The following is a 13,603-nucleotide window of genomic DNA, read 5'->3' on the forward strand; positions in this document are numbered from 1 at the left end:
CCGCACACGGAGCAACGGGGCTGCGCACCGCACCCTGGGGCCTGATGGCGCTCGCCGTGATGGTCGGCGCGGGGGCGGGCGCGGGCTCGATCGTCTTCCGCTGGTGCATCACGGCCTTCACCCACCTCTTCTCCGGCCACGCGGACTACGCGGCCGCGCCCGGCACCGGGAACCCGCACGTGCCCTGGCTCGGCCCGTACTTCGTCCTGATCGTCCCGGTGCTCGGCGGTCTGCTGTACGGGCCTCTGGTGAACCGCTTCGCCAAGGAGGCACGGGGTCACGGGGTGCCCGAGGTGATGCTGGCGGTCGCCCAGCGCGGCGGCCGGATCAGCCCGAAGGTGGCGGTGGTCAAGACCCTGGCCTCCGCCCTGACCATCGGCTCCGGCGGCTCGGTGGGCCGCGAGGGACCGATCGTGCAGATCGGCTCGGCGCTCGGCTCCACCCTGGGCCGGATGACGAGGGCGACCGAGCACCGGATGAAGCTGCTGGTGGCGTGCGGTGCGGCGGGAGGTATCGCCGCGACCTTCAACGCGCCGCTCGCCGGGGTGTTCTTCGCCATGGAGCTGATCCTCGGCACCTTCTCCGCCGAGGCGTTCGGCGCGACTGTACTGGCCAGCGTCACCGCGAGCGTGATCGGCCGGGCCGCGTTCGGCAATGCGGCCTTCCTGAAGCTGCCCGCCTTCCGTGTCGACCACTTCGCGCAGTACGGCCTGTTCGCCCTGCTCGGTGTCGTCGCCGCGGTGGTCGGTGTGGGGTTCGCGCGGGTGCTCTACCTGATCGAGGACGCCTGCGACTGGGCCTGGCGCGGCCCGGAGTGGCTGCGCCCCGCGGTCGGTGGACTGGCACTCGGCCTGGTGCTGCTCGCCCTGCCGGAGATGTACGGGGTCGGCTACCCGGTGCTGGAGAAGGCCACCGCCGGCGGATACGCGGTGGGCTTCCTGCTCCTGCTGCTGGTGGGCAAGATGCTGGCGACCAGTCTGACCATCGGAATCGGCGGCTCGGGCGGGGTGTTCGCGCCCAGCCTGTTCATCGGGGCGATGCTCGGCGCGGCCTACGGCACCGGCGTCCACCACCTGCTGCCCGGCACGGCCGGCTCGGTGGGGGCGTACGCGCTGGTGGGCATGGGCGCGGTGTTCGCCGGGGCCGCCCGGGCGCCGATCACGGCGGTGGTGATCCTGTTCGAGCTGACAGGGGAGTACTCGATCATCCTGCCGTTGATGCTGGCCATCGTGCTGGCCACCGTCACCAGCCGCCTGCTGACCCGCGACACGATCTACACCCTCAAGCTGCGCCGCCGCGGCATCGACCTCGAAGGCGCCGCCCCCGGAGCCCGGATCGGCGCCCAGCAGGTCGGCTCCGTCATGGACCCCCTCCCTTCATCGCTGTCCGCGTCAACCGAACTCACTGATGCGGCAGACCTGTTGGGCCTGTCCGGATACGGCGCACTGCCGGTGGTCGACGACTCCGGGCAGTACGTGGGTGTCGTCACCGCCCAGGCGATCGCCGAGGCGCTGACCGAACAGCCGGACGCGGCCCCGGTCGAGGTCGGCCGCCTGGCCGAGATGCCCGCCCGCGTCACGACCGACCAGCCCCTCGCGCAGGCCCTCCACACCCTGCTCTCGGCCGCGGGCAGCGGGGTCCCGGTCCTCGATCCCGCACTCGGCTCACCGGTCGGCTGGCTCAGCCACCAGAGCGCGCTGCGCGCGGTGCACACGGTCGGGTGATCGGATCCCGAGAGGACCTCGAGCATCTATTTTGCACTGTGCAAAACTGGGTACTGGTGACCTCGACGGAATGACCGTCCCCCAGGGAGGTGGACCATGTCAGCACACCACGTCCAGCGCGCCTACTCCTTCGCCTGTCTCCAGTGCGGACACGGATGGGAGAGCACGTACGACATCGATGTGACGGTGGACGAGCACGCCCGGCTCGTCGCCGTCTACCACCTGGGCAACGAGCGCACGCCCTCACCCCTGCAGTCCCCGCAGTGCCCCGCCTGCGAGAGCCACAAGATACGCATCATGCGGCCGGGGCGCGTGGCCTCCGCACATCTGCACGAGACCTGAGCCCGTGCAGGCGCACTTCGATCCGCCGGCCTGGCTGGAGGTGCTCGGCTGGGTGAGCCTGGCGCTGGCCGGTGCCAGCGCACTGGCGATCATCGCGGACATCGGGCTCCGCGGCGCACGCCAGCGCATGTGGATCATGCACCTCGTGTATCCGATCACGGCCCTGTACTGGGGCCCGGTCGCCCTGTGGTTCTACGCCGCCCACGGCCGACGCACCTCCCGCCCCGTGATCGAGGCGGAGGGCGAGCCGGATCCGGACAACCTGCCCGCGTGGGTGAGCTCGGCCAAGGCCATCAGCCACTGCGGGGCCGGCTGCGCGTTGGGGGACATCGCCGGTGAGTGGCTGGTCCACGCGACCGGCTTCACCCTCGCCGGAAAGCCGCTGTACGCGGACTTCCTGCTGGACTTCTCGTTCGCCTGGCTGCTCGGCATCGGCTTCCAGTACTTCACCATCGCTCCCATGCGCGACATCGGCCCCATGCGGGCACTGTGGGCCGCCGTGAAGGCCGACACCTTCTCCATCGTGTCGTTCCAGATCGGCCTGTTCGCGGGCATGTGGTTCTACCAGGAGGTCCTCTTCGCGCCGGGCCTGGCCAAGACGACCGCCTCGTACTGGCTGTTCATGCAACTCGCCATGGTCGTCGGCTTCTTCACCGCGTGGCCCGTCAACGGTTGGCTGGTCCGGGCGGGATGGAAGGAGAAGATGTGACCCCGGCCGACGGTGGCCGCGCTGGAAAGTCCATCGCCTGGACCCCACGTCGTTCAGTGACACACATCACGCAACGGGATGCAAAATTTGCCTAGTGCAATGACGGAATTCGTCGACCGGGCCGTACCTCCTGACACATCGTCCGCGACTCAGGAGGCCCCATGCCCTTCTCCGGCAAAACGTTCGGCACCGTCTTCGTGGGCGGCGCCCTGGTCCTCACCTTGGCCGCGCTCGCCTACCCGTCCCTGCTGGGAGTACAGAACGCCTCGAAGAACCAGTCCCGCATCATCGCCAGCACCCAGTGGGGATCACTGACCGAAGCCGATCGGGACTTCGTGGTCAAGGTGCGTGCCGCCGGGCTGTGGGAGTACCCGCTGGGCCAGTTGGCGATGCAGCGGGGCACGACGGCGGAGATGAAAGAGGCCGGCGCACATCTCGTCGTCGGTCATGCCGGGCTCGACCAGCTGTGCCGCCGGATCGCTCCTGAACTGAACATCACCCTGCCCAACCAGGCGTCTCCCTAGCAGCAGCAGTTCGTGGCGACCGCGGACTCCAAGGTCGGCCGGGAGTTCGATTCCACCGCCGTCAACATCATGCGCGTCACGCACGGCCAGATCTTCCCGGTCATCGCCAAGATCCGCGCCACCACGGAGAACACCCTGGTCCGTCAGCTGGCCGACCTGGCCAACGACACGGTGCTGGACCACATCACGGTCCTGGAGAACACCGGCATGGTCAACTACCAGCAGGTCAACTTTCAGCAGACCACGCCACCCAAGCTCCCGAAGGGACAGTTGACCCCGCCCGCACCCCAACCGGGCTCCCCTGTCGTCGTCCTCACCCCCAGGCCGGACCTGGACGTGAACACGAGTTCACCCACGCCTTCCCCCAACCCGGCCGTCGGATGATCAGCTGCCGGATCCAAGCTTCGGTCCGGATGCGGGCACGGCAAGCCGGTGCGAACGCACCACCGCGACCACGGACACGACGGCGAAGGCTGCGGCCCAGCCGCCCAGCTCACGCAGCGGGTCCAGCAGAGAGGAACTGGCCTCCACGCCTCGCGGTGGCACCCTCCCCTTCACGTCGTACACCACAGCGATCGCGTCGCCGGGCCGGGTGGCCTGCCCGCAGCCGCGCCAGATGCGAACGTTCAGAGGCACGCCGTCCTCGTCAGCCACCGAGCACAGGTAACGACCGTGCCCGGAGACGGCGTGCGAACCCCCTTCGACCGAGGTCACCACCACGGACTCCACACGTCCACGTTCCGCCAGCACCAGACTGACGGCGGCCTGGGGCGCCTGGAACACCAGACACATACCGAGCACGGCGGCGACACCGACCAGCGCCCGCCCCGCGCGCCGCACACAGAGGTGAAGAATGAGCAGTGCCACACACAGCAGACCGGCCTCGCCGTCGGCCAACCAGGAGATCCCGTACCACGAACCGGCGACCGCACAACCGACGACCGCATACACGGCCGCGCCCCCGGTCAGAACGGCCCTCGCCGTCAGTCGGCGCGGCGGCAGCCCGACGAATTCGGCAGGCCCCCATACCGTGCTGCGCAGATACGCCACAAGGTGCGGCTCCGGCACGGCCATGAGCCGCCGTCTTCGCCGCATACCTGCTACTCCGCCCGTAGGTCTGGCGCGCCGGGGACCGGCACAGCACCAGTCGACCTTCACCATTCCCTTGCATTATGCAAAATGAGCGGCGAACAGAAAAGTGCGGCCCGACCATGACACTCGAGAACGGGTCAGGCGTCCCGGGCGACCGGCACGTCCATCGCCCAGCCCAGCGGGTGCGGCTCCGCCTGGTCCAGGGCCGGAGCGAGCGGCTCTCCCCCGGCCTCGTTGAAGGCGGCCAGCGCCTCGATCAGGGCCAGCCGCTGGGTCGGCCTGAGCTTCTCCACGATCACGGCGATCTCGGAACGGCGGCGGGCGGTGACGTCGGCGACCGTGCGGCGCCCCTCCTCGGTGAGCTGCAGCAGCGTCTCACGGCGGTTGCCCGGGTTGGCCTGCCGGTCGGCGAGCCCGGCGGCGATCAGCCGGTCGACCATGCGCATGGCGGTGGACGGCGCGACCTGGAGCAGGTCGGCGAGCGTGACCAATTTGGTGGCGCCTCGGGTGGACAGCACGACCAGCATCCGGAACTGCGGCAGCGTGACTCTCTCCTCGACAGCCGCGAGGGAACGGGCGGAGACCGCCACCAGCAAGCGGGACGCGGTCAGCACCGAACGGGTCACCACGTCCACATCGTCCATCGCCCCAGTGGGGGCCTCACGCTCCGGCATGCTTCCTTTGTACCGTGCTGAAGCCCCTGCTCACTCACGCGATGGGAACAGATTTTCCTTCCCCGTGACCCCCATGGCCGTGGTAGCGCAGCAGGAGCATCGCGGCGTCGTCGTGGGGCGGGCCGCCTGCATGCTGGGCGAGATCCGCCCGCAGCGCCTCCAGGGCGCGATGCGCGTCCGGGTCCTTCAGGAGATGGGCCCGTTCGCCGACGGGGTAGAAACGCCCCTCGTCGTCGCGGGCCTCGGTGACTCCGTCGGTGTACAGCAGGAGCTGTTCCCCGGGGGCGAAGTCCACCCGGTAGGGCTCTGGCCCCTCGCTTCCGTGGGCGCCCAGCCCCAGTGGAAGAGCGAAGGAGGGCGGTTGCGGGAAGTCGACGGTGCCGTTCCGCCGTACGACCATAGGGGCCGGATGGCCGTAGTTGAGGAAGACCGCCTCGCCGTCCGTGCCGATCTGGCCGAGGATCGCGGTGACGAACTTCTCACCTTCCAGCTCCCTGGCCACGCTCCGCTCCAGGCGCTCGCCGAGCCCCAGCAGGTCCGGCTCGTCGTGAGCCGCCTCCCGGAATGCGCCGAGCACGACGGCGGCCGTCTCCACCGCGGCCAGGCCCTTGCCCTGGACATCACCGACGATCACGCGGATGCCGTGCGGCGAGGCCACCACCTCGTACAGGTCCCCGCCGATGCGCGCCTCCGCGACCGCCGAGGTGTACGAGACCGCCGCCTGGAGCGGACCCGCGGTCAGCGGCACCGGCCGCAGCAGCACCCGCTGTGCGACCTCAGCGATCGAGCGCACACTGGCCAGCTCCGCTTCCCGGCGCGAACGCATCACGGCCGCGGCTACACCCACGCCGGTGACACCGGCCACCGAGGCCAGTGCGGTGTAACCGCGACGTTCCTCGAACAGGCCGTCGTACACACCGAGCGCCACGCACAGCACAAGGGCCGCGAGCCCGAACACCGCCGTACGACGCCATCCGCCGACCAGTCCCGCGAACGCGGGTCCGAGCGAGACGAGCGGGAGGAAACCGATGCCAGGACCGGCCACGACGTCCATCACCGCGACCACCGCCATCACGACGACCGGCGTGCAGGACAGAACCGCCCCACTCGACGGTGGTTTCCGGTCCGTCATCGCACACTCCAGCGGTCTAGCGGCTGTCGAGAGCCGCCCTTTCTTCCCGCAGGCGCCCCTCCCCCACCTTTAGACTATGCAAAGGTGGCTCCCACGACACCGTCCTGACTCCAGGTCCTTTACCCAATCGAGTCCGAGAGCCGGCATCCCGGACGCGCGAAAGGCGACGATGGCTGACAGAGACACCGGAACCAGCCGCCCGCAACGGCCCACCGGATGGCGGCGCCTGGCCCTGCGACTGCCGGTCCTGCTCTTCCGCGCGGGACTGGGCCCCCTCTTCGGGAAACGGTTCCTGCTGCTGCACCACACCGGCCGAGTGACCGAACGGGATCACATGACGGCCCTCGAAGTGGTGACCCACGACCCCGCCACCGCGAGCTGGACCGTGGCCTCCGGCTTCGGCGCGAAGGCCGACTGGTACCGGAACCTGCGCGTGCAGCCGAAGACCCTCATCCAGGTCGGCAACCGCCCGCTCGCCGTCACCGCCCACTTCCTCGATCCCGAGGAAGGCGCCGACATCATGGCCGGGTACGCCCGCCGGCACCCGCGCACGGCCCGCCGCCTGTGCACGTTCATGAACCTTCGAGCGGACGGCACCGAGGCGTCGTACCGCACGGCCGGCCGGGAGATTCCTTTCGTGCGCCTCGACGGCGAGAACCCGCGCGGGCACACGCGACACTCCTGACCACCCGGGAGGGCGACAGCTCGCCCGCACAGCCGCTGCGAAAAACTGCGCGCGTGACTGGCGATCTAATTTTGCACTATGCAATGATTGCTGCGGGGAGGCCGACCCGACGGCCGCCTGCCATCCGGCGCCCAGGAGTGATGACGGCACAATCACGCGGCACAGGACGGCTCGGCGGCCGTCGGCGGGTTTCCCGGACACCCGGTACGGCCACCGGGGTCGCCCGGCCTCGCCCAGAGGGAGGAAAGAACGTGACCATCCCAGGGCAGGACGGCGAAGAAGTGCCGGACGAACCGGCCGCTGTACCTCGCACAGCGGACGAAGTCTGGCTGAGGTTCCTGACGGACAGCGAGCAGTCCATTTGCACGTCCGCCCCAAGAGAGCCCTCGGCGCAGGAGCGGGTATCCGCACGGCAACCCCCTCACCATGAGCCGGACCGGACAGCAAGACCGGAACCACGCTTTCGCGGCGCACGGGCCGACCACCGGACGAACACCGTGGGCGACCCATGGCAGCCGGACGACCTGTGGCCACTCTGGCGGGACCTCGACGGCCCCGCCAGGCTGCGTCGCGTTGGCCGCGCGGTCGCCACGGCCGCCGCGATCGCCGTGGCCCTGGGCGCCTGGTCCATCCTGTCCACCAGAGCGGGCGTGCCGGGCGACGGGCCGGGCGGCGCCACCATGCCATCGCACGTCACCGCGGTCGAGCCCACCCCACCCGCGCCCCCCGCGGACTGAACTCCCCGCCGGACTTGACCCGCGGGTACCACCACAAGGAGAAGCATTCGAGTAAGGCAGGGAGGCGTCACATGCCGACCGGATCCACACCCGCACCACCGCCCGCACTCCAAGCCCGCGACCTGCACAAGTCCTACGGCAGGCACCATGTCCTGCGCGGTGCTGACCTCACCGTCGCCCCCGGCCGACTCGTCGCTGTCGTCGGCGAGAACGGCGCCGGCAAGTCCACCCTGCTCAAGGCGCTGGCCGGAACCCTCCCTGTGGACCACGGCCGGATCGTCCTGTCCGGCACACTCGGCTACTGCCCCCAGGACCCCGTGCTCAACGGCAGCCTGACCGTCGCACAGCACCTGCGCCACTTCGCCGCCGCCCACCGCCTGCCCGGCCTCGACCGCGGCCACGAACTGGTACACCTGCTCGGCTACGAGCGATACGAGCAGACCGTCGTCGACGAACTCTCCGGCGGCACCCGGCAGAAGCTCAACCTCACCCTGGCCCTGCTGCACGACCCGGACGTGCTGCTCCTCGACGAGCCCTACCAGGGCTTCGACTGGGAGACCTACCTCCGCTTCTGGGACCTGGTCGAGGATCTGCGCGCCCGCGACAAGGCCGTCGTGGTCATCACTCACCTCGTCTTCGAGCAGGACCGCTTCGACGTACTGGCCGACCTCGTCGACGGCCGCCTGTCCCTGCGTAAGGCCGCCGAAGGGGACCGCCATGTCAACGCCTGAGGTTCCCCGACAGCGGCCGTTGTACGGGCAGTTCCCCACGGCCCTGCGTTTCTCGGTGCGCGACCAGACCCGCAACCGCCTCGCCGGACTGCTACTCGTGCTCTTCGTGCCCGTCTGGTACCTGGCGATGGACGCGCTGGCCTCAGGCGAGACGCTGGACTTCAAGCTGTACGCGACCGGCGAATTACTGCATGTCGACGGCGGCCGACTCACACTGATCTCCGCGGGACTCAACTCCGTGACGATGATCGCCGGTTTCGTCGTCTTCGACGCCGTCCGCAAGGCGCTCGCCTTCGACCGGCGCCTCGTCTTCGCCGGATATCGGCAGTCCACCCTCGTCGGCGCCAAGTCCCTCGCCGTCGCCCTGGTCGCGGCGGCGATCGCCCTCTACACCGCGCTCGCCATCCTCTTCTTCTGGCGCCCGACGGCAAGCGGCTGGTTCGCCGTCCTCGCCGGGTTCACGGTGATCGCCCTCACCTACGGCGCCCTCGGACTGCTCCTCGGCGTGCTCGTCAAGCGTGACCTGGAGGGCTTCTTCCTCATCATCATGGGCGGACTGATGGACACCTTCCTGCAGAACCCGCTGGGCAACCCGCTCGCCAACAAGCCCGTCCTGCAATGGTTCCCGTCCTTCGGCCCGATGCAGTTCGCGGCCGGCGGAGCCTTCGGGCACACCGCGCTGTGGGGCCATCTCGCCCTCGGCCTGGCCTGGGCCACTGGACTCGGTCTCCTGGGGCTCCTGATCTTCCGGGTCCGCACCCGCGTCCGGACCCGCTCGGTAGGCAGGGCGTGGTAACGGGCCACTCCCCGGACAGGACATCCGACTCGCACCACGAGACGACGTACGACCGTGGTCTCGGGGCCAGTCTGAAGTCATGCCTCTCATCTCGGGCCCCACGCCCTCGAAGTCATCTTCGCCGCGACAGAGTCGTGTCGGGGGACGGTTCCCGAGCGGACAACCCGCGTGGTCGGGCGGACTACACCTGTGCGTGGCTCCCACGAATTCCAGAACGTGAAGCGCCCCGCATCGCAGGGTCATCGCGCACGACCTCGACGCCACCCAAATCACCCCTGGAGCACGGCGGCACCACGGACCACGGCCTCCGCCACGTTCAGAGCCGCCGCATCCTCGTCGACAGACGCTGAGTCCCCATTTCCTGACCGCCGCCAGCGGCCCTTCACGGTCACGACTCCACATCGGTGGCACGGACGGCCAAAAACCATGGCATTATGCAAAGGTGAACCGCCGCACGGTGCACAAGCAAGGACCCGCGGCGGCTCTGGAGCGCCGGGAAGCCTGGTCGGCACGACGATTTGGCGTACCGGCGAGAGGGGCAACCGTGTCCACGATCCAGGTGGCACTCAACTGGGCCATGCGCCTCGACGGAGCCCTCGGCGTAGCCGTCGTCGACTACGTCAGCCGCATGACACTGGGCACCAAGAGCCGCCGCGCGGATCTCGACCTGGACCTGGCGGCCCACGCCTGCACCGATGTGGTGCGCGCGCACCTGTCCGCGCTGCAGTTGACCGGCCACAAGCCGGAACGGATCGAGGACATCCTGGTCACCCTCGACACCGAACTCCACCTCATCCGCCCGCTGAACCGCCGTGTCCACGAAGGTCTCTTCCTCATTCTCATCCTGGACCGCGAGCGTGCACGACCGGACCTCGTACGCAGTGAACTCCCTGGCATCGAAGCCCTGTTGTGAGAATGGGCGGGCCCAGGTGCCCGTCCGCCTTGGATTCACAGCCCCACCTGGGCACTCGTCAGGGCCCCCGCACGCGAACCTGTCGGTCGTCGCCCATGGCGACGCTTGTCGCACGATCAGCACGTTTGGAGATCTGACGTGGTCAGACGTATGGCGGACAACGCCTTCCGTAGCGAGCAGGAAAGAGACCGATACGCACCGCATGTACGCGCAGTCAACGAGATGGTCGACCAACTGCGCGACCAGGACGGCCGAGGCTGGATGCCGTACGTGGCGCCCTGGCACGGAGGCATGGAGGCCCGCGTGCTGAGCGTTCTCCGGGATCCCGGTCCCAAGACCCAGGACGGCACGGGCTCGGGTTTCCTCTGCGTGGAAAACGACGACGCCACTGCCGAACGGCAGTGCACCGGCTTCACCGAGGCCGGCATAGAGGCGCGCGACACGCTGCCCTGGAACGCCTACCCCTGGTACATCAACCGTGCGCCGAACGCCGAAGAACGCGGGGCGGGGATAACGGTCTTGGCACGTCTGCTTGCGCTGCTTCCCCGTCTCGAAGTAGTCCTCTTGCAGGGAGTCGACGCACAAAACTCCTGGCGACGGCTCGAGAGGACCCACCCACACCTCATACAGGACGGCGGTTACCAGGTCGTCAGCACCTATCACCCGGGCCGGCAAGCCCTGTGGTCACCGGATCCAGATGTCCGTGCCGCTCGGGAGCAGCACCGACACGAGTCCTATCAACTGGTGGCGAAGCTGCTCCAGCAGTAGCTGCCGCGAAAGCGACCCCGCCCGAGGTTTCCCAACGTCGGCGCCGCTTCCCCATCTCCCGGCGGTGCATTGGCCCCGACGTTGCGCTGTCGTCGAGGGAGTCACGTCCGGGCGCCTGCGACAAACGAGGAGCGTCATGTCCCGATAGGTGGTGTGGGCATGGCCGCAGCCTCGATTCCAATCGTGGCCCCGGCACATCCACCTGCCGCGGCCCTTCGCCCGTGTAGGGCTCTTGGCTGGAGCCGACCGCGGCGCTGGAGGTCAGTGGCTGCCGGTGAGTTCGCCGCTGAGCTTCTGGTGGATCTGGGCACTGGGCTGGTTCAGACCGATGATCTCGACTTCCTTGCCGCGTTGGGCGTACTTGGTCTCGATCGCGTCGAGGGCCGCGACGGAGGAGGCGTCCCAGATGTGAGTGTTGGACAGGTCGATGACGACCTTGCCCGGGTCGGTGGCGTAATTGAACTGCGTGACCAGGTCGTTGGAGGAGGCGAAGAACAGCTCACCCGTGACCCGGTAGACAACCGTGTTGCCGTCGGGGTCGACGACCGCGGTGACCTCGGCGAGGTGCGCGACGCGCTTGGCGAAGATCACCATGGCCGTGACGGTGCCGACGACAACGCCGATGGCCAGGTTGTGGGTGGCGACCACGACGGCGACGGTGAGCGCCATGACGGTGATCTCCCCCGTCGGCATCCGCTTCAGCGTCCTGGGGGCGATGGAGTGCCAGTCGAAGGTCGCGAAGGACACCATCACCATCACGGCGACGAGCGCGGCCATGGGAATGTCGGAGACGACCGGGCCGAAGACGATGCACAGCACCATCAGGAAGGCACCGGCGAGGAAGGTCGACAGTCGTGTGCGGGCTCCCGACACCCTCACGTTGATCATCGTCTGCCCGATCATGGCACAGCCGCCCATGCCGCCGAAGAAGCCGGTGACGATGTTGGCGATGCCCTGGCCGATCGACTCGCGGGTCTTGTTGGAGCGGGTGTCGGTGATGTCGTCGACCAGCTTGGCGGTCATCAGCGACTCCATCAGGCCGACCAGCGCCATGGCGAGCGCGTAGGGCGCGATGGTGGTGAGGGTGTCGAGGGTGAACGGCACGTCCGGCAGGCCGGGGCTGGGCAGCGAGGACGGCAAGGCTCCCTTGTCACCGACGGTCGGCACCGAGATCCCGGCCGCCACCGTGATCACCGTGAGAATGAGGATGGAGACGAGCGGCGCCGGGACCACCTTGGTGACCTTCGGGAAGAACACCATCAGCACGAGCCCGGCGACGATCAGCGGATAGACGGCCCACGGCACGTCGTGCATCTCCGGCACCTGCGCCATGAAGATCAGGACGGCGAGCGCGTTGACGAAGCCGACCATCACACTGCGCGGCACGAACCGCATCAGTTTGGCGACCCCGACCGCGCCGAGGACAACCTGGAAGACGCCGGCCAGGATGACGGCGGCCACCAGGTAGCCGAAGCCGTGCTCCCGGTTCAGAGGCGCGATGACGAGGGCAACGGCACCGGTCGCGGCGGAGATCATGGCGCGTCGGCCGCCGACGACGGAGATCGTCACGGCCATGGTGAAGGACGCGAACAGTCCGATCGCCGGGTCGACGCCGGCGATGATCGAGAACGAGATCGCCTCGGGAATCAGCGCGAGGGCGACCACCAGGCCGGCCAGGACTTCGGTGCGCCAGACCTTCGGGTCGTTCAACCAGTCAGGACGCAGACCGCGCAGCCGCGCGGCAGGAGACACAGCAACAGAAGACAAGGAATTGGGCACCTGTCGTGCTCGGGCACGCCCGGTCGGCGAACGCCGGGGACGTGCGGGACGCGCGGAGGCCGGACCGGCGCTCCGCTGACAGCCCGGGATACGGGCCGGAAGTCACAAAGGGTGGAGAGGTGTGCGGTGGGCGGCACGCACGAGGCAGCCGGGCGGCTCACGCAAGGGGGCGAATGGTCACGGCGGGCAGGCGGCGGCGATCAAAATCACGGGCTCACGCACGCTCTCTCCTGCAAGAATCGGATACTCACCGGGGGCGCCATAGGCCCCGGAACGGCAGCAGCGGGACAGCTGGCCCGCCCTCACCCTCAACGACTCTACCCTAACGTTAGAGTAGAGACTGGTGGGGTCGTACAGGCGACCCGCCCGAAGGAGAAGGGCCAGGAATCGCGAGCGTGGACGACAAGCACATGCAGATCGGCGAGGTCGCCGGGCGGACGGAGCTCTCTCTGCGCACCATCCGGCACTACGAGGAAACCGGCCTGGTCATCCCCTCTGCCCGCTCCCAGGGCGGCTTCCGCCTCTACACCGAGACCGACGTCGCCCGGCTCATGGTCATCCGCCGGATGAAACCCCTCGGCTTCACCCTGGAGCAGATGCGCGACCTGCTGGACGCCACAGATCGCCTGGACAGCCACGCCGCACTCGACGACGGCGAACGCGAGGCCCTGCTCGAACGCGTGCGCACCTACCAACAGGCGGCCGCCGAACAGGTGGAGAAGCTACGCGTCCAACTGGCCCGCGCCGAAGACTTCGCCGCTACCTTGGACGCCCGACTGGAGCAGAACACATCGGTCGTTCACTTCTAGAACCGCGGCATCACGTCATCAATTCACCTTCCGGCGAGGTCACCGAGGGCGCCTACAGCCTGCTCGCCCTGCAGAGGGACCTGTTCGCCGCGGTGTTCTTCGTCTTCTTCGGCCTGCACACCGACCCCGCGAACATCCCACCGGGCCGGACGCCCAGGACGCCGTCGGCCACGCGTGAGCAAGGACCA

The 13,603-nt window shown here is 68.8% G+C and carries 14 protein-coding genes and 2 pseudogenes; 12 read left to right on the top strand and 4 right to left on the bottom strand.

Translation table 11 applies throughout. From position 1 onward, the window contains the following. Positions 1 to 44: 44 nt before the first annotated feature. The 4 genes and pseudogenes from H295_RS0102805 to H295_RS42645 all read left to right on the top strand — a co-directional run bounded on the left by H295_RS0102805 (position 45) and on the right by H295_RS42645 (position 3,683). Complete coding sequence (locus H295_RS0102805; RefSeq protein ID WP_020133828.1) at positions 45 to 1,724, top strand: chloride channel protein; 1,680 nt, start codon at positions 45 to 47, stop codon at positions 1,722 to 1,724. Between the two features lie 96 nt (positions 1,725 to 1,820). Then, the gene (locus H295_RS0102810) at positions 1,821 to 2,066 is read left to right on the top strand and encodes a hypothetical protein (protein WP_020133829.1); all 246 of its coding nucleotides are present in this window, start codon (positions 1,821 to 1,823) and stop codon (positions 2,064 to 2,066) included. A gap of 4 nt (positions 2,067 to 2,070) precedes the next feature. Further along, positions 2,071 to 2,775, top strand: a complete 705-nt coding sequence (locus tag H295_RS0102815) for a DUF4396 domain-containing protein (protein ID WP_020133830.1) — start codon at positions 2,071 to 2,073, stop codon at positions 2,773 to 2,775. A gap of 161 nt (positions 2,776 to 2,936) precedes the next feature. Further along, positions 2,937 to 3,683: pseudogene (locus H295_RS42645) on the top strand (DUF4142 domain-containing protein). Here H295_RS42645 and H295_RS0102825 read toward each other — a convergent pair. The 3 genes from H295_RS0102825 to H295_RS0102835 all read right to left on the bottom strand — a co-directional run bounded on the left by H295_RS0102825 (position 3,684) and on the right by H295_RS0102835 (position 6,197). After that, positions 3,684 to 4,373, bottom strand: coding sequence for a hypothetical protein (locus tag H295_RS0102825; protein WP_020133833.1), 690 nt, complete (start codon positions 4,371 to 4,373; stop codon positions 3,684 to 3,686). A gap of 155 nt (positions 4,374 to 4,528) precedes the next feature. Beyond that, positions 4,529 to 5,065 carry a MarR family winged helix-turn-helix transcriptional regulator gene (locus tag H295_RS0102830; protein WP_028808990.1) on the bottom strand — a complete coding sequence of 179 codons (537 nt, stop codon included), beginning with the start codon at positions 5,063 to 5,065 and terminating at the stop codon, positions 4,529 to 4,531. Between the two features lie 34 nt (positions 5,066 to 5,099). After that, entirely contained in the window at positions 5,100 to 6,197 is a 1,098-nt protein-coding gene (locus tag H295_RS0102835; RefSeq protein ID WP_020133835.1) for a PP2C family protein-serine/threonine phosphatase, read from the bottom strand. A 169-nt stretch (positions 6,198 to 6,366) separates the two neighbouring features. On the opposite strand from H295_RS0102835, the gene H295_RS0102840 reads away from it, so the two are divergent. The 6 genes from H295_RS0102840 to H295_RS0102865 all read left to right on the top strand — a co-directional run bounded on the left by H295_RS0102840 (position 6,367) and on the right by H295_RS0102865 (position 10,827). Beyond that, positions 6,367 to 6,882, top strand: a complete 516-nt coding sequence (locus H295_RS0102840; protein ID WP_020133836.1) for a nitroreductase family deazaflavin-dependent oxidoreductase — start codon at positions 6,367 to 6,369, stop codon at positions 6,880 to 6,882. A 497-nt stretch (positions 6,883 to 7,379) separates the two neighbouring features. Continuing rightward, complete coding sequence (locus H295_RS47435; protein WP_020133837.1) at positions 7,380 to 7,619, top strand: hypothetical protein; 240 nt, start codon at positions 7,380 to 7,382, stop codon at positions 7,617 to 7,619. A 71-nt stretch (positions 7,620 to 7,690) separates the two neighbouring features. After that, positions 7,691 to 8,350: an ABC transporter ATP-binding protein gene (locus tag H295_RS0102850; RefSeq protein WP_020133838.1), complete on the top strand. Its 660-nt coding sequence runs from the start codon at positions 7,691 to 7,693 to the stop codon at positions 8,348 to 8,350. Further along, the gene (locus H295_RS0102855) at positions 8,337 to 9,146 is read left to right on the top strand and encodes a hypothetical protein (protein ID WP_028808992.1); all 810 of its coding nucleotides are present in this window, start codon (positions 8,337 to 8,339) and stop codon (positions 9,144 to 9,146) included. Before H295_RS0102850 ends, H295_RS0102855 begins: the two co-directional genes overlap by 14 nt. 544 nt (positions 9,147 to 9,690) lie before the next feature. Continuing rightward, a complete protein-coding gene (locus H295_RS0102860; RefSeq protein WP_020133840.1) occupies positions 9,691 to 10,059 on the top strand; it encodes a hypothetical protein in 369 nt (122 codons plus the stop codon). Between the two features lie 150 nt (positions 10,060 to 10,209). Then, complete coding sequence (locus tag H295_RS0102865; RefSeq protein WP_043216877.1) at positions 10,210 to 10,827, top strand: uracil-DNA glycosylase; 618 nt, start codon at positions 10,210 to 10,212, stop codon at positions 10,825 to 10,827. Positions 10,828 to 11,088: 261 nt separating this feature from the next. On the opposite strand, the gene H295_RS0102870 is transcribed toward H295_RS0102865, so the two are convergent. Further along, a complete protein-coding gene (locus tag H295_RS0102870) occupies positions 11,089 to 12,579 on the bottom strand; it encodes a SulP family inorganic anion transporter (protein WP_420706178.1) in 1,491 nt (496 codons plus the stop codon). Between the two features lie 422 nt (positions 12,580 to 13,001). On the opposite strand from H295_RS0102870, the gene H295_RS0102875 reads away from it, so the two are divergent. Then, positions 13,002 to 13,415: a MerR family transcriptional regulator gene (locus H295_RS0102875; protein WP_020133843.1), complete on the top strand. Its 414-nt coding sequence runs from the start codon at positions 13,002 to 13,004 to the stop codon at positions 13,413 to 13,415. Positions 13,416 to 13,444: 29 nt separating this feature from the next. Continuing rightward, positions 13,445 to 13,570, top strand: a pseudogene (locus H295_RS48700) (cation:proton antiporter); the annotation flags it as partial. Between the last annotated feature and the right edge of the window lie 33 nt (positions 13,571 to 13,603).

It is taken from the genome of Streptomyces sp. 351MFTsu5.1, assembly GCF_000383655.1.
Taxonomy (GTDB): domain Bacteria; phylum Actinomycetota; class Actinomycetes; order Streptomycetales; family Streptomycetaceae; genus Streptomyces; species Streptomyces griseorubiginosus.

Excerpts from the sequence above, each read along its gene's own strand:
- H295_RS0102805 (WP_020133828.1), top strand. The coding sequence starts at position 45 with ATGGCGCTCGCCGTGATGGTCGGCGCGGGGGCGGGCGCGGGCTCGATC.
- H295_RS0102810 (WP_020133829.1), top strand. The coding sequence starts at position 1,821 with ATGTCAGCACACCACGTCCAGCGCGCCTACTCCTTCGCCTGTCTCCAG.
- H295_RS0102825 (WP_020133833.1), bottom strand. The coding sequence starts at position 4,373 with ATGGCCGTGCCGGAGCCGCACCTTGTGGCGTATCTGCGCAGCACGGTA.
- H295_RS0102830 (WP_028808990.1), bottom strand. The coding sequence starts at position 5,065 with ATGCCGGAGCGTGAGGCCCCCACTGGGGCGATGGACGATGTGGACGTG.
- H295_RS0102835 (WP_020133835.1), bottom strand. The coding sequence starts at position 6,197 with ATGACGGACCGGAAACCACCGTCGAGTGGGGCGGTTCTGTCCTGCACG.
- H295_RS0102840 (WP_020133836.1), top strand. The coding sequence starts at position 6,367 with ATGGCTGACAGAGACACCGGAACCAGCCGCCCGCAACGGCCCACCGGA.
- H295_RS0102850 (WP_020133838.1), top strand. The coding sequence starts at position 7,691 with ATGCCGACCGGATCCACACCCGCACCACCGCCCGCACTCCAAGCCCGC.
- H295_RS0102855 (WP_028808992.1), top strand. The coding sequence starts at position 8,337 with ATGTCAACGCCTGAGGTTCCCCGACAGCGGCCGTTGTACGGGCAGTTC.
- H295_RS0102865 (WP_043216877.1), top strand. The coding sequence starts at position 10,210 with ATGGCGGACAACGCCTTCCGTAGCGAGCAGGAAAGAGACCGATACGCA.